17 protein-coding genes are annotated in these 22410 nt (G+C 41.7%); 12 read left to right on the top strand and 5 right to left on the bottom strand.

Annotated elements, in window-relative coordinates:
* Positions 1-223 precede the first annotated feature (223 nt).
* The 9 genes from DP117_RS15105 to DP117_RS15065 all read left to right on the top strand — a co-directional run bounded on the left by DP117_RS15105 (position 224) and on the right by DP117_RS15065 (position 12347).
* Complete coding sequence (locus tag DP117_RS15105; RefSeq protein ID WP_169219122.1) at positions 224-3220, top strand: DUF1574 family protein; 2997 nt, start codon at positions 224-226, stop codon at positions 3218-3220.
* A gap of 170 nt (positions 3221-3390) precedes the next feature.
* Complete coding sequence (locus tag DP117_RS15100; RefSeq protein WP_169219121.1) at positions 3391-4887, top strand: MBOAT family protein; 1497 nt, start codon at positions 3391-3393, stop codon at positions 4885-4887.
* 447 nt (positions 4888-5334) lie between these two features.
* Complete coding sequence (gene psbA / locus DP117_RS15095) at positions 5335-6417, top strand: photosystem II q(b) protein (RefSeq protein ID WP_169219120.1); 1083 nt, start codon at positions 5335-5337, stop codon at positions 6415-6417.
* 127 nt (positions 6418-6544) lie between these two features.
* Positions 6545-7177 carry a type I restriction endonuclease subunit R gene (locus tag DP117_RS15090; protein WP_169219119.1) on the top strand — a complete coding sequence of 211 codons (633 nt, stop codon included), beginning with the start codon at positions 6545-6547 and terminating at the stop codon, positions 7175-7177.
* A 488-nt stretch (positions 7178-7665) separates the two neighbouring features.
* Positions 7666-8316 carry a COP23 domain-containing protein gene (locus DP117_RS15085; RefSeq protein WP_169219118.1) on the top strand — a complete coding sequence of 217 codons (651 nt, stop codon included), beginning with the start codon at positions 7666-7668 and terminating at the stop codon, positions 8314-8316.
* A 22-nt stretch (positions 8317-8338) separates the two neighbouring features.
* Positions 8339-9277: a serine protease gene (locus DP117_RS15080; RefSeq protein ID WP_169219117.1), complete on the top strand. Its 939-nt coding sequence runs from the start codon at positions 8339-8341 to the stop codon at positions 9275-9277.
* A 227-nt stretch (positions 9278-9504) separates the two neighbouring features.
* Positions 9505-11733, top strand: coding sequence for a serine protease (locus DP117_RS15075; protein ID WP_169219116.1), 2229 nt, complete (start codon positions 9505-9507; stop codon positions 11731-11733).
* Between the two features lie 27 nt (positions 11734-11760).
* Positions 11761-11997, top strand: a complete 237-nt coding sequence (locus tag DP117_RS15070) for a DUF433 domain-containing protein (RefSeq protein ID WP_169157022.1) — start codon at positions 11761-11763, stop codon at positions 11995-11997.
* Entirely contained in the window at positions 11994-12347 is a 354-nt protein-coding gene (locus tag DP117_RS15065; RefSeq protein ID WP_169219115.1) for a DUF5615 family PIN-like protein, read from the top strand. The genes DP117_RS15070 and DP117_RS15065 overlap by 4 nt, the downstream gene beginning before the upstream one ends.
* A gap of 151 nt (positions 12348-12498) precedes the next feature.
* Here the strand turns inward: DP117_RS15065 and DP117_RS15060 are convergent, their stop codons facing one another.
* The 5 genes from DP117_RS15060 to DP117_RS15040 form a co-directional block, all read right to left on the bottom strand.
* Positions 12499-13122 carry a Uma2 family endonuclease gene (locus DP117_RS15060; RefSeq protein WP_169219114.1) on the bottom strand — a complete coding sequence of 208 codons (624 nt, stop codon included), beginning with the start codon at positions 13120-13122 and terminating at the stop codon, positions 12499-12501.
* Between the two features lie 132 nt (positions 13123-13254).
* The gene (locus DP117_RS15055; protein ID WP_169219113.1) at positions 13255-14685 is read right to left on the bottom strand and encodes a serine/threonine-protein kinase; all 1431 of its coding nucleotides are present in this window, start codon (positions 14683-14685) and stop codon (positions 13255-13257) included.
* Positions 14686-14801: 116 nt separating this feature from the next.
* Positions 14802-15995 (bottom strand): RNA-guided endonuclease TnpB family protein, encoded by a 1194-nt coding sequence (locus tag DP117_RS15050; protein ID WP_169219112.1) that lies wholly within the window; start codon positions 15993-15995, stop codon positions 14802-14804.
* Between the two features lie 531 nt (positions 15996-16526).
* Positions 16527-17297: a type I methionyl aminopeptidase gene (map, locus tag DP117_RS15045; RefSeq protein WP_169219111.1), complete on the bottom strand. Its 771-nt coding sequence runs from the start codon at positions 17295-17297 to the stop codon at positions 16527-16529.
* 95 nt (positions 17298-17392) lie between these two features.
* Positions 17393-18406 (bottom strand): Gfo/Idh/MocA family oxidoreductase, encoded by a 1014-nt coding sequence (locus DP117_RS15040; RefSeq protein ID WP_169219140.1) that lies wholly within the window; start codon positions 18404-18406, stop codon positions 17393-17395.
* 567 nt (positions 18407-18973) lie between these two features.
* On the opposite strand from DP117_RS15040, the gene DP117_RS15035 reads away from it, so the two are divergent.
* From DP117_RS15035 to DP117_RS15025, 3 genes are all read left to right on the top strand, one after another.
* On the top strand, positions 18974-19279 hold the full coding sequence (locus DP117_RS15035) for a 2Fe-2S iron-sulfur cluster-binding protein (protein ID WP_169219110.1): 306 nt from the start codon (positions 18974-18976) through the stop codon (positions 19277-19279).
* 618 nt (positions 19280-19897) lie between these two features.
* Entirely contained in the window at positions 19898-20200 is a 303-nt protein-coding gene (locus DP117_RS15030; protein ID WP_169219109.1) for a ferredoxin, read from the top strand.
* A gap of 387 nt (positions 20201-20587) precedes the next feature.
* Positions 20588-22270 (top strand): tetratricopeptide repeat protein, encoded by a 1683-nt coding sequence (locus DP117_RS15025; protein ID WP_169219108.1) that lies wholly within the window; start codon positions 20588-20590, stop codon positions 22268-22270.
* Positions 22271-22410: the final 140 nt, after the last annotated feature.

The following is a 22410-nucleotide window of genomic DNA, read 5'->3' as shown; positions in this document are numbered from 1 at the left end:
GATTTTACAAAGTTATAACGTAACAAAAGCGTAAAAAAAAAACGACATAGTGTGATAGTTCTATAGTTCTAGTGTACAAGGTATTGGGGATTAGCGATTGAGAATCAAATCATGTTGTTTCCAGTAAAAAGCGATTGACAAAGTGACCTCGACCAAGTAAATAGTTTCTTGTTGAATCAAAGCATTGTTCCCTAAAACTAGCTTTCAGTAAAGTCAATTTTCCATGAAAACAGAATTACTAAATCGCCAAAAATCTCTAGTGCAGTGGATTAGCCAAGCAACAGGGATTAGCACTTTCGGGGTGAAAATTCGGTTGCAGGGAAACAACCTACACATTTTGTGCGAAGGTCGAGAATGTCCTCAGCGTTGGCAAACTTTGTCTGACTTGCTGCGAGCATTACAACAAACAGACTTGGATGTTTTGACAAACCAAGGACAACCATCAATTTATCAAGTCTTTGTCTACGGACGCAAAAAAGGAGAAAATCGCGCTCAATGGTGCCATAAAGTTTATCTTAATCAACTGGAGCAGCATTTAGAAGAGGTAGAGCAAGCGCTGCTAGAAGACGAGAAAAAATCTCAAAAACCGAGTGGGGCGCTGATTGCTTCAAACGAAAGTTTAGCTCGTCTTGGAGAACCAGAGGCGATCGCTCGCTACCTTAGTGAAACCCTAAGTAACTTTGGTATTGCTGTAGAAGTTAAACTCATCAAGCCAAAACCCACAGAAAACAATCAGAAAAATGAAAGTCGCTTGTGGATATTGTGTGAATCGAGTTACAGTCCTGATGCATCCTTAATTGCTGAACCAGTCGCCCAGAAATTACGGCATCTGAAACTTTCTGGTTACCAAGATGCTGTGATTGCTTTGCGTGTCAGAGGTGAAAACAGAATAGATTGGCAGTTCAAGATAGATTTGACGCCATCTGAGGTTATGCTTAAAGAATGGGCACGCTGGGGAGATGTACAAGCGCTGTCATATTTGTTAAGCGAGAAGTTGTCAGAGTTAAAAGTAGCAGTCAAGGCAACACTCAAAGAATCAACACTACACATCTTTTGTACCCAAGCTTTTGACCAATTCGGAACTGCTCCTGAACCAGATAAAACACTGTGTTTAGAAGCAATCAGACCTTTTTTAGAAAAAATAGCTCCCCAAGGCATTGTCGCAACCACAGTGTATGGGCAAAAGATAAAAGACAATCAACCAGCATGGGTTGATTGGTTATCATTACCTGCGAATGAACATCCAGCTTTAGGAATATCAGCCCAAAAGCTGGCGACTTCTTTTGATCAACCTGCTATTGTTTTCTTGTTGGAACGTTTGCTCAACCCTGATCTAGATACGCGCCTAAAAACGGGAGGTATTCGCGTCCTTTTGGATCGCAAAGCAGATTTATTGCACATCATGTGTGATGCACCCGTTTGTCCAGCACGCCAACAAACTGCATCAGCTGTGACTCAGTTTGTGCGTCAGTTGGAAATACCTGGGATTGCAGGTGTGCGTGTTTATGGACGTCGTGCAGGCAACAAGGAACCTTTATGGGATTACAGTGTCGATTATAATCACCGCCAACGTTTAGTGAGCGAGGCAACACCAGAATTTGCTGCAGCCTCTGCTTACACTCGTGAGCTTCTACCATCTAAAATTGACGAACCTGTGCTGCGCCCTAACCTTCCTACAGAAGAAGTTTACACTTTTGTCACAGAAGTGACTCAAGATTGGAGCGCAACACTCAAAAAATTTTTTCTAGAAACACATTTGTTTATAGATAACGACGAATCACACGAACAAACAACACACCATCAAGGACTTAAAGTTGCCTTAGTCTGGGGTACATTGGGATTACTACTGACTTTACAAACAGATTGGATTTTGGAGAGATTTTTAACCCGCAATATACCCCAAACCTCGACAGTGACTAGTGTTTTACCCAAATCATCCTCTAGTCTTGGAACATTGTCTACTTCTGAAACTGACGAGAAACGAACAGCATTTTTTACCACGACTTCTAAAGACAAATCTGCCAAACCTGGGAATAGTGTCTCCAATACCTCTGAATCTACACAAGCAGATTTGCAAGCTTCACCATTAAAGCCAAAGGCAACATCAACTGCTATTCTTCTTGCAGCACGTTCTCACAAATCGGGAGCATTGCTAACGCAAATACCAAGTTTTAATGCTCGGCAATTAGATGAGCAACTCGCACTATACAAACAGCGTATAGCAAAAAATGGACATCCGCCAGATGTGTTGATTATTGGATCTTCACGCGCTCTTAGAGGAATAGATCCTGTTGCTCTTTCCAAATCTTTGGCAACTCCAGACTCTCATCACATCGATGTTTTTAACTTTGGCATAAATGGTGCCACAGCAAAAGTTGTCAATTTTATTGTGCGTCAAGTTCTTGAGGTATCGGAACTCCCAAAACTTATTATTTGGGCAGACGGTGCTCGTGCTTTTAATAGTGGTCGAGAAGATATCACTTTTAGCACAATTGCTGCATCACCCGGATATAAATATATCTTGGAAAAAGCAGCAGAAAAAGCAATTTATCTTGGCACAACTAACACCACAGATCAAGAAACAGGAATTCAGATAGGTAAAGGTGCTTATCAGGCAGTAGATAATTGGTTAAATGAAAGTCTAGCTGCTTTATCTGCTAGTTATGAAAAGCGTGACAATCTCAAAAATCTTTTGAAACAACAATTGAAATCTTTGCCTGTTATGAGTCATACTGACCAAGCAGCGACCAAACAATCACGCAACTTGAATTTAGAAAATATTTCACAGCAAGCAGTTGACTCTGACGGATTTCTTGCTCTTTCCACGCGCTTTCAACCGACGACATACTATCAGAAACATTCTCAAGTTTCAGGATACTACGATAACGACTACAAATCTTTTCGACTCCAAGGTGACCAAGATATTGCTATACAAGAACTACTTCGATTTGCCAAGTCTCGGAAAATAACTCTAGTCTTTGTCAATATGCCTCTGACAGCAGATTATTTAGACTCAGTACGCTCAAAACATGAGCAAGAATTTCAGCAGTATATGTTAAATTTATCTACCAACCCAAACTTTATTTATCGAGACTTAAGTCAATTTCTACCCAAGGCCCATGACTACTTTTCTGATCCCAGCCATCTCAACCGTTACGGTGCTTACAAAGTCTCACAAAAACTTGCTAATGATCCTATGATTCCTTGGCCTTTTAAATAAGAAACAGCTTGAATAAAAATTCACGCATTCACTGCCTACGGCACGCTACGCTAACATTCAAAGTATGCCTGCCTTCGCTACGCTATCAAAAAAATACAGAATAATTCAGCTTGGGTGAAGAAAAAGTCATTCTGACTCCTGACTCCTGACTCCTGACTCCTGAGTAAAACATGAACTTGATATCTATTCTATACGGGTTATTTTTGCTGAGCGTGCTAGGAATTTATTGGTCTGTAGCACAACAAAAGTTGCGTTTATGGACATTGCTAATTGCTAGTATAGTGTTTTATGCATCTTTGCAACTTCATTACGTCCCATTGCTGCTAGTACTTATTTTTTTTAATTTTCGTTTAGCTAAAGAAATTGGTGAGCAAACGTTAAAACCTCATTTTTTAGACTGGCAACTTTCTAATGAAGAATGGCATTTAGCTCAATTTGATTGGAATCGTCGCCGTCTTAAACTTTTGTGGCTAGGTATATTTGTAAATGTTTTTTTACTACTCTGTTTTAAATACTTATTACCTTTATTAGAATTCTTTTTTCCTGGTATTATCTCCTCACCTGCTGAATCTTTTAAAGTCATCGTACCTTTGGGAATTTCATTTTTTATCTTTGAGTGTATTGCATATTTAGTTGATGTCTACCGTGGCGCACCCGCTAGTGAAGAATTTGTCCAATTTGCTGCATACAAGTTTTTCTTTGTCAAATTGATTTCAGGTCCAATTACTCGTTTCCATAGCTTAGCAAATCAATTCAAGAATCACCGCTTCCTCACTCCTGAGATTGTGGCAGATGGACTATGGCTTATTGCTAGAGGTGCAGTCAAAAAAGTTATCTTAGCAGACCATTTAGGAATTTTTGTTGATTTATGTTTTGGGAACTTGCAAAGGGCGGGTAGCACAGATTTATGGTTAGCAACTGTTGCTTACGGCTTCCAGCTGTATTTGGATTTTAGTGGTTATGTAGACATTGCCCGTGGTAGTGCTTTACTGTGTGGTTTGGTTTTACCTGAAAATTTTGACTTTCCCTACTTCAGCACTAGTATTGCTGACTTTTGGCGACGCTGGCACATCACTCTCGGGGATTGGCTGCGTAATTACCTGTACTTTCCTTTGGGTGGTTCTCGTCAAGGATTAGATCGCACCTGCATTAATTTAATTATTGTCATGCTGATTGCAGGTATTTGGCACGGTGCAGCATTGAGTTTTATGATTTGGGGAGTCTTTCACGGGTTAGCTTTAGCTGTTCATCGTTTGACTGATGCAATAAGCGATCGCTTTGAAGATATAGAAAATTTCTGGCAACAACCATTAGGTACAATTTTGGCTTGGCTAGTAACGCAATTCATGGTTTTCACCTCTTGGATTTGGTTTCGCTTACCGAACCTCAAAGATTCTTCTTTAGTCTTTCAACATCTTTGGGGTTTTTCTGGCGATAAGCAATTTGCTCAAAAGGTATACGTTGAAGCTTTAAATATTACTCAATACCAACTGGCAATATTACTAGTCATTTTATATATTGCAATGGCTGGAGTCTACATTTTTCATCGAACACTCAAGTTACAGTTCAACTGGCCTATAAAGCTTGTTTTCGTACCGTTGTGTTTCTACAGTGTTTGGTTACTCGCTCCTGAAGGCAGCTTACCTTACATATATTTTGACTTCTAATTGAGATTTCGTTGAAAGGAGCCTGTTTTCTGGCGAATAAACCGAGTTTTCGGTTATAGAGCAAGGATTTGCATCAGTTACAAACATCATATAGCAGTCATAAGTCATTTGTGAAAAATTAGAAACCCGGTTTCTGCCAGAAACCGGGTTTCTGGGCTCCAGCAATTTATGCGCTGCGCGCAGGCTATGCCAACACAACTCATATAGGATTGCTATAAATAACAAATCAAAAACCCATATAGTATCTCATAGCTGACTGACTTAAAGGTTATCGTCATATTTGTATGACTTAATTTATTTTTATTCATAAACAACATAAAAATATAACAAATTATTAAGTAACTACTTTCGTTTTCAGTGAATTCATGTAAAGTGAAACATGACAGGTAAATCAATGAATTACCTGATTAATAACAGTTAATAACAGTTAAAGCACTCATAAAAACAATGACCACAACAGTACAACGTCGCGAAAGCGGCAACGTATGGGAGCGGTTCTGCCAGTGGATCACCAGCACCGAAAACCGCCTATATGTAGGTTGGTTTGGTGTATTGATGGTTCCCACTCTTCTATCTGCTACCATCTGTTTCATTATTGCATTCATCGCAGCACCTCCCGTTGACATCGATGGAATTCGTGAACCTGTTGCAGGTTCCTTGATCTACGGAAACAACATCATCTCTGGTGCAGTTGTTCCTTCTTCCAACGCAATTGGTTTACACTTCTACCCAATCTGGGAAGCTGCTTCCTTAGATGAGTGGTTGTACAACGGTGGTCCATACCAGCTAGTAGCATTCCACTTCCTCATCGGTATCTTTTGCTGGTTGGGTCGTCAGTGGGAATTGTCCTACCGCTTAGGTATGCGTCCTTGGATTTGCGTAGCTTACTCTGCTCCTGTAGCAGCAGCAACCTCCGTATTCCTGATTTACCCACTCGGACAAGGTTCCTTCTCTGATGGTATGCCTTTGGGTATTGCTGGAACCTTCAACTTCATGTTGGTGTTCCAAGCAGAGCACAACATCCTAATGCACCCCTTCCACATGTTAGGTGTGGCTGGTGTATTCGGTGGAAGCTTGTTCAGTGCAATGCACGGAAGCTTGGTAACCTCTTCCTTGGTTCGTGAAACAACCGAAAGCGAATCTCAAAACTACGGTTACATCTTCGGTCAAGAAGAAGAAACCTACAACATCGTAGCAGCACACGGCTACTTTGGTCGCCTAATCTTCCAATACGCTTCCTTTAACAACAGCCGTAGCTTACACTTCTTCTTAGCTGCATGGCCTGTAATTGGAATCTGGTTTACCGCACTGGGCATCAGCACAATGGCGTTCAACCTGAATGGTTTCAACTTTAACCAATCTTTGATTGACTCTCAAGGTCGTGTGATTGGTTCTTGGGCAGATGTCCTCAACCGTGCAAACCTGGGTATGGAAGTTATGCACGAACGTAATGCTCACAACTTCCCCCTCGACTTAGCTAGCGGCGAAGTTGCTCCTGTTGCAATGAGTGCTCCTGCTATCAACGGTTAATTCTTAATAGCTTAGAGACGCGATGTATCGCGTCCTCCGCAAGTCAAAAGCGCCCTTCTCGAGTGAGAAGGGCGCTTTCTGTTCTTGTAATAGTGCAAGATACCAGATTATTAATCATAAAAGAAATATGGTTCAAACTCGCGCAATATCAAAAACTATCAACACTCTACTTGATTTAAAGGAGAGATTTAATCTTGTTCCTACACAGGATGATGACTTTTTCCAGGAATGGACACAGGATTTACCCGAACTCACCAATCAAGAAATCAAGATTTTAGAACAAATTAAAAATCGATTTTATCGTCATCGAGAAAGGGGTTCTCTAGCAGAAGGGACTGTTAATCAGTTGTTAATTTCTCCCTTACTAACATTAGCTGGTTTGTATGATGAACCTTTCTTTGTGACTACTGAGCCGGAAGTTGAAATCGTTTTCCAAGAAAAAGACGAAGTATTACGGGGACGGATTGACACTTTAATTATTCAACAGCAATTTTGGGTATTAGTCGTTGAATCTAAATCAACTATTGCTTTTACTGTCGCCCTTCCCCAAGTTCTGACATATATGATGGCAAATCCTCATCCAGAACGTTTTGTTTATGGAATGATTACGAATGGAGACGAGTTTCAATTTATCAAACTTGCAACTCACAATCAGCCTCAGTACGATTTATCTGATATCTACTCTCTTCTCATCCCGCGTCGTGAGCAAATACAAGACATTTTGCGTGTCCTAAAAAAGATAGGTCAAATTATGTCATAAATATCTTTGATTGTTAATAACAATTGTATTATAAATGCAACTTTTCTTAGTAAAATTTTAGAGAAAGAAAAACTTCTATGGTTTCACAACCTCCTGTAATAAATAGTTAGTAATCTTTGCAAGAATTGATAGAGGGATTTTTGTGAAGAAGACAGCACTCTCTAAAATATAGGACTTACGCAGGCGCTACTAAAAACAGTGGGTTGCGATTGCTTCCCTCCGGTCGCTGCGGACTATGATTACTAGGACTTACGCACTCGCGACGAAAAATAAGGCTTTGCGATTGCTTCCCTCCGGTCGCTGCGGACTCCAATTGCGTTATTTTTGCGTAAGTCCTGATTACGTTGTTCGTGCGTAAGTCCTGAAATAAATAAGGGCGTTTCTATTGCTTACTTGTACTCGTATTGTACTTATGGTTTGATAAAGTTAGGAAAATAACTAACGATCAGCGAATATTTAAATATAGTTTCATAAAGATTGAAATGACTATGAAACTCAGTTTATTTGCCGACAAATCCAATGCGATACGCCTTGCGTCAAGCTTCCGGCTTATCGCCTGTAAAAGTACAACTCTCTACGCGATCGCCTTCACCATTACCTCGACTGCAACTCTGACTCAGCCAAGTTATGCTCAAAACCAAAAGTTCTTCTGCGGAATGAGCAAAGGTGTTCCAGCAACATTTGTTAACACTAAACGGGGAAACATCCCAATGATTCGCTGGGTTGATGCAGGATTTGCTCCTCCTTGGATTCCTGAAAAGCGCTGTGAAGATATATCTGCCAGATTTCAAAGATTCTATGACAATGGCACGCTAAATTTTCTGCGAGCTGGTAAGTCTGAGCGTCAACCTGTATTATGCGTTGCTAGTGAAAAAGGTGGTCCTTGTTTGCCTGACGGAGTATTGCTTACTCTCAAGCCTGGTAAAAATCCTGAGGATATTCTACAACAACTGCAATATGGTCGGAGTGCGGTTAGTCCTGGAATCGTTGAACTGGGTGGAGGTACGAGCAGCACAGATGTTGTTTCCTCAGAAAAAGACGCAGCCTACCTTGATGTCCAAAAGCTCCTTTCTAAGATGGAAGGTACAGGGACGACACGCACATCTTGTCCAGCAGGACAACCTCTTTGGAAATGTTAAGCAAATTGCAAACTAAACTGACATGCAATGGCGCTTACTTCTACTGGTTGCCTGTATTGGTAGTTTATCAATCTCCTCGGTAGCATCAGCACCGAATGTCGGGGTTTGTGTTGAGCAACCCTTAACCCAACGTTTGGGAAACCAACTGCAATACAAAGCTAAGTCGATTACAGTTAAAGTTTTGTCAAAAAACTTTCTCGGATCAGGTATTCTGATTCACAAACAAGGTTCAGTGTATACAGTACTGACGAATGCTCATGTACTCAAATCAGGCAAACCTCCCTATCAAATTCAAACCCCCGACGCTCACGTGTATGTGGCTGATGTTCCTAGCACCAAAGACTCTGCTCCTTACTTTAAAAACAATGATTTGGCTGTTTTGCAGTTTCGCAGTCTTAAAGTCAGCTATGCGATCGCCTCTTTGGGTTCTGCATCAAATCTGAGTGTAGGCAATGAGGTATTTGCAGCTGGATTTCCCTTTGATTTTGACACAGATCAAGACCAGGGATTTGTTTTTAAAACTGGTAAAGTTTCTCTGATTCTAAAGAAAGCTTTAGAGGGTGGATACCGAATTGGATATACTAATGATTTGCAAAAAGGGATGAGTGGAGGACCACTGCTCAATCGCTTTGGTGAGGTAGTAGCTATTAATGGAATGCACGCTGAACCTCTGTGGGGTAATCCATATGTTTATCAGGATGGAACTGAGCCGGAACAACCTTTGCGAGAGAAAATGAGTAAATCTAGCTGGGGGATTCCGATTGAGACATGGAAAAATGCGAAGAACCCCACCCCCGTAAAGCGTAGCTTTACGTCCCCTCCCCTTACCAAGGGGAGGGGCGGTTTTGGCGTTAGACAAAACCGGGGTGGGGTTCAGAGGGATTCCCGCAGTCACTCTCGTTCACTCTCGTTCCCAGGCAAAGCGCCTGGGAATGCAATTCTGGAGGCTGGAGCCTGGTAGTAGCTCAGGAGGCTCTGCCTCCATTACTGCATTCCTTGCCAGAGACAAGGAACGAGACAGAACCCCACCCCCGTAAAGCGTAGCTTTACGTCCCCTCCCCTTACCAAGGGGAGGGGCGGTTTTGGCACCAGACAAAACCGGGGTGGGGTTCAGAGGGATTTATAAGCAATTAAGCGAACTTGATACTACTAATTTTGATATAACGATTATTGGGGCAAAATTTAAATATGAATTTCTTTTCTCGTCATCTACCACCGGTGCTGATGGGTGCAGCAGTCGTAATGGTGCAACCTCAACTCGCTGTCGCATTATCCCCAACGCAAATCAGCGATATTGCGAAAGAATTTACCGTTCTCATTACTGGTGAAGGTATTGGCTCTGGGGTGATTTTTGAACGTAAAGGTGACACTTATTTTGTGATTACCAATCAACACGTGGTGGCTAACGATGGGAAATATGAAATTCAAACACCTGATGGAAGTCGCTATCCAGTTTCCCGCAGGCGAGAACTACCTGGGTTGGACTTAGCAGAATTGCAGTTCACAAGCAAGAAAAATTACCGCCTTGCTAATTTAGGTAACTCTGACCAAATGAGGCAAGGCATGACAGTTTATGTGGTAGGTTGGGCTGATAGTTTAGCTGGCATAACCAAGGAACGCAGTTATCAAATTACTCCTCCTGGAATCATTAGAAGTCTGATCAAAAACCCAGAAAAGGGCTATGGTTTGGTTTATAACAACGAGGCGATACCCGGAATGAGTGGGGGTCCGGTGTTAGATGAAAATGGTCGTGTGGTGGGAATTAACGCAGCTGCTAAAAGCGAAGTCAGTAAAGAAGGGACTCTGTTGTCAGTTTTGCGGTTGGGAATTCCAATTAACATGTTTCTAACAGCCCGAAATCGTCCGGCGGGTTCGCCAACTACTGCACAACAACCAAATGCTAAACCTAATGTCGCTAGTGCAGGACAAGCAAATACAAGAAAAACGCCAGCGGTTGCAAGACAAAGGAGTGCTGAGGAATTTATCAGCTTGGGGGGAGCGAAGGCAAATAGAAAAGACTACCAAGGAGCGATCGCTGATTACAACCAAGCTTTGCTGATTAATCCCAACAATCCTGATGCTTACTACGGACGAGGTAAAGCTTACTATTATCTGAAAAAGTACCGGGCAGCTCTTGAGGACATTAACAAGATGCTGCAACTCAGTCCTAAAAATGCAAAAGCCTACACCAACAGGGGTGTTCTCCGCTATGAGTCGGGAGACAAGCAAGCAGCGCTGGCAGATTTTAACCAGGCAATTCAGTTAGATCCCAAAGATCCAACTGCCTACAACAACAGGGGTAAGTTCCGCTATGAGTCGGGAGACAAGCAAGCAGCCCTGGCAGATTTTAACACCGCAATTCAGTTAGACCCCAAATATGCACCTGCCTACAACAACAGGGGTATTCTCCGCAAGGAGTCGGGAGACAAGCAAGCAGCCCTGGCAGATTTTAACTCCGCAATTCAGTTAGACCCCAAATATGCACCTGCCTACAACAACAGGGGTATTCTCCGCAAGGAGTCGGGAGACAAGCAAGCAGCCCTGGCAGATTTTAACTCCGCAATTCAGTTAGACCCCAAATATGCACCTGCCTACAACAACAGGGGTAATCTCCGCGCTGATTTGGGAGACAAGCAAGCAGCCCTGGCAGATTATAACCAGGCAATTCAGTTAGACCCCAAATATGCAAAAGCCTACTACAACAGGGGTGTTCTCCGCTATCAATCGGGAGACAAGCAAGCAGCCCTGGCAGATTATAACCAGGCAATTCAGTTAAACCCCAAATATGCAGATGCCTACTACAACAGGGGTGTTCTCCGCGCTGATTTGGGAGACAAGCAAGCAGCCCTGGCAGATTTTAACCAGGCAATTCAGTTAGACCCCAAATATGCACCTGCCTACTACAACAGGGGTGTTCTCCGCGCTGATTTGGGAGACAAGCAAGCAGCCCTGGCAGATTTGAACCAAGCAATTCAGTTAGACCCCAAAGATGCAAGTGCCTACAACAACAGGGGTATTCTCCGCGCTGAGTCGGGAGACAAGCAAGCAGCCCTGGCAGATTTTAACCAGGTAATTCAGTTAGACCCCAAAAATGCACTTGCCTACTACCACATTGGGTTAATCAAATACGAACAAGGAGATATAGAAGCAGCTACGCGTCAGTTTCAAACTGTGATTAATAATAACAGCAAATTAGTAGAACCTCAATTAGCCCTTGCAGTGGCACTTTATAGTAAAGGAGAGCAGCAACAGGGTTTAACGATGGCACAAGCAGTTTTGCGTTTGGACAAAAGGTATGCTGATGTCAAGTTTCTCAAAGAACAATTCTGGGGCGATAAGCTAATAGCAGATGCGAAAAAGCTTTTAGAAAATCCTAAGATTAGGGAGTTGACATCTCGCCCATCTCGCAGTCAATGATATTTATATAATTACGAAAAAAACAATATGACTACTAACCTTTTACAACGCATTACCTATAATCCTGACGTGTGTCACGGCAAGCCTTGTATTAGAGGACTTCGTTATCCTGTAGAATTAATTCTCGAATTGCTTAGTTCTGGCATGACAATAGATGAAATTTTAGCAGATTATGAGGATTTAGAGCGGGAAGACATTTTAGCTGCTCTACAGTTTGCAGTTCGCCTTAGCCAAGTAAAAAGTATCTATAAAATTGCCTCGTGAAATTTCTTGTTGACGCTCAATTACCTGTTCGACTCGCTCGATTCCTGGAATCTGCTGGTTACGATACAATTCATACAAAAGACTTACCTCACAAAAATGCGACATCTGATACAGAGATTAATTCCATTTCAATACGGGATAACCGTATAGTAATTACCAAGGATTCTGATTTTTTAAATTCTTTTTTAACGATTAAAGAGCCTTATAAATTACTTCTTGTTACCACAGGTAATATTAGTAACCTAGAATTAGAGGCAATATTCGCAGCTAATTTGCAATTCTTAAGTGAGCTATTTGTTAGTCATTCCTATATTGAAATGACTCGCGATTCAATCATCGTTCACTTTTGACATCAAGGTATGCTGATATCAAGTTTCTCAAAGAAAATCTTTGGGGCAATGGGCGAAGCCCCCTTCGGGGTCTACATTCCGCTGAGTCCCAAGGGGACACGCTGCGCTAACGCTTCATTCGCAATGACAACTCATCTTCGCTATTTTGGATTCATGTGCCAGCATTAAAAATCTGTTGGGCAGTTAAGGTAAGTTCTGGGAACGTGGGAGATACAATACGGTCATCACCTCGAAACTTGGTAACTCGATACTCACCTTCATCCAATGAGCAAACCAAAATAGTAGGTTGTTTTGGATCTCCTATAAACTCTCTTCCGCCCAAAGCAGCATAATCAACGATCCAATACTCACGAATCCCCATTTCCTCATAATCAGCATATTTTTTGAGATAATCGTCACGCCAATTACTGCTAACAACTTCAATCGCTAAAGATATTGATGCAGCCTGAGTGATGAATGATTCATCTTCCCATACAGGCTCATTGACAAGATTGTCGTTGTTTAGTATCAGTACATCTGGGGAGTATCCAGATTCATGAAGAGGTGGTTTGATGATTACAGTTTTTGGTATGAAGTACGGAAGCTTTAGCCGCAGAAATTCAGATGTTGTTTGGGAAGCTAAAAACCCAACAACTCTTTCATGTTTCCCTTTTGGCAAAGGCATTTCTACAATCACTCCATCATATAATTCATAACGACGTTGCGAATTTTCAGGATACCAAGCTAGGAATTCTTCAAAGGTTATTAGCTTGGTTTTTGGTAAAGCTTGAGTCATGGTTATTACCTCAACTAAGGATAGTACATAAGTAGGTCAACATTGAGAAACATAAAATAAAATCTTTGCGATTGCTTCGCTCCACTCCGTTTCACTCGCAATGACATTTCACGTTTAATTAGGTTGAGCTACTTATCTGGACGGCGTGGGCGTATTTTCCCGAATCTCCAACGAATTAATCATTGCTTGTGCAGTTTTTAAAAAAGCATCATATTGACTTTCTTCCGCTGTATAAGTCACGATATACGCTTTGCTATCTTTGACTGTCCACACTGCCATCATTTTAACATGATGTTGCTCTTGCTTTCCTGTATAAACAACTTCATGCGCTGAAAGATTTGCCAGTTTCGTTGCACGCGAATCATGAATTCTAGGATTTGTTAAAAACTGAGTGATTTCATTAACTCTTGAGTTTGTATAATCAGGCAATGAAATAGGTTTTTTCAAATCTTGCTTTTCTACAGATAGTTCTGGTTGCAAAGATTTTAAATCGCTCTTTTGAAGAGGAAAGAATTTAGCGACATCACCCGTAAATCTATCTTCTATCTTTTGAATTCCCCAACTTTTAGGATATTTCATCCTGATCCCAAAAAAGTTAGAACTATCATACTTAGTTAATGATGAATCATTAGGTGAGAAACCAAATATTTGTCCTATTTCTGGACGAACCAACAAGAGTATACAAGGTACAATAATAACCAAGACCAAAGCCAAGACAAGTTTTCTATTTTGCCACCACTTGGGTTTCGTTTGTGGAACTAAGCTTGAAAGGGCTTGTAAAACCTCATTCACTGACTGGTAACGCTGACGAAAATCATAACGTACCATTTTGTCTAAAATATCTGCTAACTCAGATTTAACTTGTACCAAATGTCGCCAAACAACTTCATGAGTTTCTGGACTTTTTGGAAGTTGTTCAGGCAAAATTCCAGTGAAAGCTTGGATAGCTGTAATACCCAAAGCATAAATATCGCTACTAAAGTGTGGGTTACCAGTCACTTGTTCGCTTGGCATATAACCAGGAGTGCCAATAATTGTTTTTCCTTGAGAGTTAGCTCCCAAAGAATTGATTTCTTTGACTGCTCCAAAATCGATTAAAACTAGCTTTCTATCTAACGCGCGTCTGATTAAATTTGCCGGTTTAATATCGCGATGAATAACGTTTTGCTGATGAACAAACTCTAATGTCTTTAAAATGTCATGCAAAAAGGTAATCACTTCATCTGCACTCCACTGTCTACCTTGTGCAAATTCTCTACTGAGAACATCCCCTTCTATATATTCTTGAACTAAATAAAATTCCCCGTTTTCTTCAAAGTGAGCTAAAAGACGCGGAATTTGGTCATGGTTACCTAACTTGTAGAGAACTTGTGCTTCCCTATCAAATAAACGCGTCGCTGTTTGCAAAGCCCAAGAAGCAGTCAGAGGGGGTTTGAGTTGCTTGACAACGCAATAAGGTTTTCCGGGTAGATCCTTATCGTAAGCCAAAAATGTCTCACTAAATCCTCCCTTTCCTAATTGTCTGACAATTTCGTAGCGCCCTCGGAGCGTTGTTCCCAGCATTTCATTCACCTAGGGATGCACAAGCAATTCAAAGTTCAAAATTCAAAGTTCAAAATTCAAAGTATGCCCTACGGGCACACTATGCGAACAAAATCAAGAAAATCAGTGATAGTAAACTACCCACACTGATTCGGAGTACCGAATACAGTGTGGGCTTTCAGCAGCCCTGAAGAGTCCGTACTGAGATTACAGTACAAACCGTTCGAGCCTCCAGGCTGGCTTACAGACAGCCCCAATAATGCAATCATCTTTGCTCCATTCAAATCCGCGTCACAAGACAACCCGCAATAACCGCATTTGAACTTCTTCTCAGAGCGCAAGCCAATATGTAGGCATTGATGACAAGTTTGGCTCGTGTATGCAGGGGAGACGGTTACAACTTCCACCCCGTCTTTCAATCCCTTGTATTCCAAAAACATCCGCAACTGATAGAATGCCCAAGAATTACTTCTACGACGTTCTGTCTTGTTCCGTGGTTTCTGGTTTGTCCTCTCACGGATACCAGTCAAATCCTCAATCGCTACAAATGCTTGCCCACTTTTGGCTTGCTGAATGATTGTTTTGCTTATGTTGTGGTTTACCCACGCTTGAAATCGTCTCTCCCGCCCCGATAGCCGTGCCAAGACTTGCCGACATCTACGCCGACTAGACCTTGTGCGTGTGGAAGCTTTTTTCTGGAGAGACGCTCTGACCTTGCTGTACTTATCTCTAGTTTTAGTTAACTGTTTTCCGTCCCAAGAATCGCCGTTACTGGTTACAGCAATGTCGCGCCGACCGAAGTCAACGCCGATTACTTTTCTAGTAGGTTGTGGGTCTGGAACCTCATCTTTTAACTGAATGTGGATGTAGTACTGACCGTCACGATGCTTGCACAATTGAGCAGAAGTAGGTTTTCTACCTTTGAGCTTACCTCGTTGATAATTACCAGCATTAATTTTGATGTGTTCGCGACCAGACAATGTTGTTAAACTTACTGACCAGTCCTTTTCTCTAAATGCAAAAATTCTGGCATCGTAATCAGCCGATGTGGGTTTAAACATCTTTACGGGTTTTCCCGCACGTTTAGCCGCCAATCTATTAGCCCCAACTCTGGCACAAGCTCTAACAGCTAAATTAGCAGCCAACCCAAACTTTGAACGCAAATCCTCATAAACAACGTTTTGAATAGTTGTTTTGCTGGTTATCTGCGGTTTAACAACTTCGTTGGTGTAGTTGCAAGCCGCAGCAAAAGCATGAAGAACTACTTCCAACCTTTCAGACTGTGATGGTGTGGGGTTGAGTTTGCAAACTAGCGTCAGTACTTGTTCCATGAGTTCGACCTACTCACATATGACTAATATTATAGACTACAGCCCCGCACTTCGTGCCGCTCCGAAGGGCGTTGTGTGTTCCCGGAGATTGTTAAAAACTTAACTATCCCCACTTCTTCAACAACCATAGGTTGTTATCAGTCGGGGGATGTTGCGTTTTTAACCCGCAATTCCTGAGGCAGCGCGTTGGACGGGTTCCCCGGCTTGAAGCGTCTGCCGTCTCAACACCGAATCAATAGATTACGGTGTGAGCCTCCTTGCGGAAACAGGTGAGACATCCAGCTTTTAGCTGTGTGCAATGAAACGCGTGACAGCTTCAATTCTTGTTTATTTGATGCTTGATACAGATTGTGACACAGAATTTGGTTTAGCAAAAGATATCTTAAGTAGGTGGGCGGGAAAATTTATCAGTTTGTCCGCAGCGAATGGAACGCAGTGGAACGTAGACCCCGGAGGGGGCTTCCCGCTTTCTTTGCAATCGCTGCGGCCTAAGCGCAAAGCGCACGCTACGCGCTTCGGCAGATCGCGCAACTACAAGCTTCCCGGTAACGTGAGGATTTCAACGCCATTTTCAGTTACAGCTAGAGTGTGCTCAAATTGAGCGGAAAGTTTGCGATCGCGTGTCACTGCAGTCCAACCATCACCCAGAACCTCAACTTCCCACGTTCCTTCGTTAATCATCGGCTCAATGGTAAAAACCATACCAGATCGCAGACGTTTTCCCTTACCACGCGTGCCATAATGAGGAATCTCCGGTGCAGTGTGGAAAACGTTGCTGACACCGTGTCCTACAAAGTCTCGCACTACCGAAAATCCATGTCCCTCAGCATACTCCTGAATAGCTGCACCAATATCTCCAACACGTGCTCCTGGCTTAACCTCAGCAATACCCCTTATTAAACATTCCTCTGTCACTTCTACCAATTTTTTTGCTTTTGGGGAAGGTGTGCCAACAAAGAATGTCTTGGATGTATCACCATGATAGCCATCAACAATTGGCGTCACATCAATATTAATGATGTCACCTTCCTTGAGGATTTGCTTGGCATTGGGAATACCGTGACAGATGACTTCATTCACACTCGTGCAAATCGACTTAGGAAAACCCTTATAACCAAGAGGTGCGCTTTTTGCTCCATGCACCTGTGTCCATCGTTCCGCTTCGTCATTTAGTTCGAGAGTACTAACTCCCGGCTTCACCATTGGTTCAAGGTGGCGTAAGAGTTCGGCTGCCAAACGTCCAGCCTTACGCATTTTATCTAGTTCTCTGTTAGATAAAATAACAATCGTTTCAGTTTTCATGAAATTTTGTCTAAAGAATCTGCCATAAATATAGCTTGCCAAAAGTTTGCCAACTGTATGTTACGTTGAGCGATGAGAAACTCAAGAAATCCTTTTTAGCTTAGAGTTTCATCCTCAACAATTATAGTCAACCCCGTTTGGGCAGAACGTCTTGCTGCATCTGCAACCTTGAGGGTGTACAAGCTTTCTTCTGGGGTGACGTATAAGGGAGTGCCATCAATAAGATGATTTAACACCATTGTTGTATCTTTAGCAAACAAACCCTGACGAGCCCCAATTTCTATGGGCTTTGTTTCTCCTCGCTGTACCAAAACTCCTGTGTCGCCATTAAAAATTAATCCACCATCTTCACCATGAACTTCAAACCTACGTTCTGGCTGCCACAAACTTTCACCTCTACCATAGACAACATGGGCTAACAGTCCACTATGAAAGGACAGATGAGTATCGCAGAAACAGCTTTGGTAGTACTCTGTTTCTGTTTCCCAAAATCGATTATGACAGTTAACCGACATCACTGTACCAAACAAATCCACAAGACGGTGCAATCGGGAAAGCCCCCCCATCAAAGGAAAGCCAAAAAGCTCATGATTGTATGTCCATTTGCGAGGTGCGGGATGTTCAGGCTTGATAGTGTTGTAGCGCACAAAAAACACTTGACCGATTTTTGGTAGATGTTGCTTCAAGGCTTGATGTAATCCACCTAAAAGTTCGATATGTTCAACGTGGAGGAATTTTTTTTGTGCTTTTGCTAAGGTAATGAGTTCTTGCGCTTCTGCTACGTCTAAAGAAAGGGGGTATTCTACAACAACGTGTTTGCCATTTGCAAGTGCTCTTTGTGTAATGATACCATGATCTCGATTCACACTGCAGATGACAACCAAGTCTATATTGTCTTGCTCCACCAGTTGTTGCCAAGAATCGACGACCATCATCTGGTAGTTTTGAGCAAAAGCTTTTGTTTTCTCAGGTGTATGACCAACAACAGCAACCAGATGTGAGCGTTCATCATGCAGGAATGCTTCAGATCTTGCCACAGCTGTATACCCGGTACCAATTAAACCCACTCGTACAGGGCGTTTTTGCGAAAAAGTAGAATTATCGTACATCATGATTGTCATTGCCTAATTTATGAGAGCATCCCAATGCGTGTGAACTAGAGTGCGAACAAGACGCTCGCACAGCAGACAGCGTAAATTTGAGTATTTGGGATGCCCCTTAGTTTATTGCTCTTGTGCATGAGCCTGAATGAGTGTTCTGAACTTTTATTGTGATACAAATTTATGAAATGAGTACTAAGTTCTGTTTTTAGACATTTATTATAATTTTTTTGATGCTTTATAAGCCTTTTTAAAAAGATAGCAAATATATACTCAATTCTATAAAGAAAACTTATTCTCATTAACTGACCGGAATGCAGCATTCTCAACAAGACCCAAAAAACCGGGTTTCTAAACGAATAATTAAGGTTTTTAACTGTTGTTATTCTCAAGAAACCCGTCATGCGCGGACGGGGACTTCATTTATTGAGTGAAAATTTTGGTTATATGATGTTACTTTTCTCGTAGGATCAAAAATGAAGCAAATTTTACTCAAAGGCTAATCCAATAAGACGAGCCTTGGAATTCGCTTAAGGATAATTTATCCGGTCCATTTACTAAAGAGAGGATGACAAAATGCCAACTTACAAAGTGACACTAGTCAATACAGCTGAAGGGATAAACCAAACAATTGAAGTGCCAGATGATGAATATATTCTAGACATCGCTGAAGAGGCTGGTCTTGATCTGCCTTACTCTTGCCGCGCGGGTGCTTGTTCTGACTGTGGTGGCTTCATTAAATCGGGTTCGGTTGATCAATCTGAAGGGTCTTTTTTAGACGATGATCTGATCGATAAAGGATATGTGCTGACCTGTATTGCCAAACCGGTCTCTGACTGTACCATAGAAACCCACAAGGGTGAAGAAATCTCTGACGCTTAAGTGCCTCAAAAATCATACTCTTTCATAAAACCTCGCGGGTGGTGTGGAAACCCATAGCCTTTAGGCATGGGAGGAAACACGGTAATCGCGCTTCCCCTAAGAGGGGCGCTGCGCTAACGCTGTCTACGGAACTTTTCAGTTCCGTCCACCGTCAAATGAACTACGGTGAAATTGATTAACGCAGGGTATTGCCCGTATCCAAGGCTTTTCAGTAACCGAGTAAGTTACGAGTACTTGCGAAAATTGGGCTTTTGGGGTGAGGGGGTGAGCACACCCTCTGGTTAACCGTAACCTCGCCCGTAAGTTCCGCAAACTTGATGAGTACGCACCCGGCGTTGCGGGTAGTCAGGGGAGGGGGACAAAGCCCACTGCTTCTAGCTGTGGGAATGGTTACGCTCTGGCGATCGCCGCAGTGCTTCTCTTATAAAAGAAACTTATCATTATTAACTAACTAAATTTCATTACTAATCGAGTTCAATTTCCGGTTACATCCTTTTATTTTTCTCGTAGTATCAGAAGTGAAGCAAATTTTAATGAGCGGCCCAGCCGATAAGGTGAGCCGTGGAACTTGCTTCAGGATAACTTATACGGCCCGTTTGCAAAAGAGAGGATTACAAAATGGCAAGTTACAAAGTCACACTGATCAACGAAGCTGAAGGTCTAAAGGAAACAATTGAAGTACCAGATGATGAATATATTCTAGACGCTGCTGAAGAAGCTGGTCTTGACCTGCCCTACTCTTGCCGCGCTGGTGCTTGCTCGACCTGTGCTGGTAAACTCGTAACTGGTAAAGCTCCAGACCAGTCTGACCAATCTTTCTTGGATGATGACCAAATGGAAGCTGGATATATTCTGACTTGTGTGGCTTACCCAACCGGAGACTGTACCATCGAAACTCACAAGGAAGAGGAACTGTATTAAAACTTAAGGATTTCAAAAACAACCTCTTGTAAGAGTCTGCGATTTCGTAGCAACACAATAGGAAAAGAAGCAGAACTAGCAACAGAAACAACTCTCTGCTGTGTCTGCTCCAACACCTACTTTGGCATTCAGTTTAGATTCACAGTTCTAAGCAGGAGCACAGGGAGTCCCGCGTTCCTGCTTTATTGCTTTCATTCTAGCAATCTCCACAACAAGTTCTCAGGGATCCCGCAAGCTTTTAGTAACAGATGTAAAAAAAAAATTGACAAAAGTAGTCAAACATGATTTTTTTTGATACATGCTCATGTTAAATTCAATACAATAAAGACAAATTTAAGCTGATTTGTTATTTTAAGACAATAAGCAAAAAGATTCGCAGAATGATAAATGGATTGGATTACCCTACTGCGATCGCTACAATCTGATTTCATCAAAAGGTTAACATCTGGTTGTCTGCTGCATTGTGAAACAGAAGGGCAATATAGCGAATTAACAGTCATCTCTGGAGAGAGGTTAAAAGCACTACGGGAATTTTGCTGGCAGATGGCTGAGAAATATAAACGCACTTCACAAGTCCGCGATGTTTTTATCAGTAATTTAAAAGGAAAATTAGGCGAAGAAGTTGTCAAAGAACGTTTAGCTACTTTTGTGACTGAAGTAGATTATGAAAAACGATTCGGTATTGGTGATGGTAAAGTTGATTTTACGCTGACTTTTGATCCATCAGTTGGGATTGCAGTCAAATCACGTCATGGCAGTCTGAATAAAGTCAGATGGTCAATTAATTCAGAAGAAGTCCAAAAAAATGCTGTTGTCGTTTGCATTTTGATTCAAGAGGAAGTCAATGAAGCACAACCAGAATATCACTTGTTCTTCGCGGGCTTTCTTCCTACCCAAATGATTAAGCTCAAAACTGGGAAAATTTCATTTGGGATAGAACAATTATTGTATGGTGGTGGCTTACGGTGCTATTTAGAACAGTTAGAATCTTTGACGCCTCCTGACTCTGATAACCAAAAATCTCAAGAAAAATATCACCCAAAACAGGAACCTAGTTATCAGCCACAGAAGCCACAGTCTGTCAAAACCAACTTTTCTCCTGAACAAGAAGAACGCAGCTATCAGCAACAGAAGCCACAGTCTGTTAAAACCAACTTTTCTCTTGAGCAAAATGACTATCTCCGTTTTCAGAATGGAGATTTAAATTTGCTTTCTGGAAAACTGGGTGATGAATGCTTTGAGAAAAAACAGTATAACGCTGCCATGAATCACTACAATCAAGCTTTAAAACTGAACTCGAAAGATTCTGAAATTTACTATAAACGTGGTTTAACTAGGTACCGTTTAGGAGATTACGAGAGAGCGATCGCAGATTACAATCAGGCAATACAAATTAATCCTTATTACGGCAAAGTTTACACTCAAATTGGTTTAGCGCGTTACCAATTAGGAGATTACGAAGCAGCGATCGCAGATTATACTCAGGCAATTAGAATGAATCCTAACGATGCAGTTGCTTATAGAAATCGCGCTGATATTCGTTATCACCTAGGAGATTATCAAGGAGCAATTGAGGATTATAATCAGGCAATTAAGATTAATCCAAATAGTTCTAGCTTTGGAGATTCCAAGAGAGGAATTGAACTTTTTAGTCAGTCAATAGAGATGAAACCTAATGATGCTGTAGGTTACAAAAATCGTGGAAATTCTCGTTTTGATTTAGGAGATTATCAGGGAGCAATTGAGGACTACACACAAGTTATTCAAATGAATTCTCATGATGTTGATGTCTATTATAACCGTGCTCAAGCTCGTTATGACTCAGGAGATTATCAGGGAGCGATTGCAGATTACACTCAGGTTCTTAAGATAAATACCAACGATGCTGATGCATATTACAATCGTGGTCATGCTCGTTATCACCTAGGAGATAAACTGGGAGTGATGGATGATTTTCAGAAAGCGGCAGACCTTTATCGAAAAGAAGGTAAGTTAGAAGAGCATAAAAATGTACGGGAAAGAATTTTAGATTTAGAAATAGAAGAATCGTTAGATATTTTAAGCTTTTAGAAATCCACGTACCTTCTGGTGGCAGAATTCTCAGTGAACTGAGGAAAAAAAATTGAACAGGTGAAAATATCAATTACGAATTATGTTGACCGAAAAAGAAAAGGATACAAGCCCCCAACTTATGGTATGGAGAATGTAAA

It is taken from the genome of Brasilonema sp. UFV-L1, assembly GCF_012912105.1.
Lineage (GTDB): Bacteria > Cyanobacteriota > Cyanobacteriia > Cyanobacteriales > Nostocaceae > Brasilonema.
This window is presented reverse-complemented; position numbering and strand designations above follow the sequence as displayed.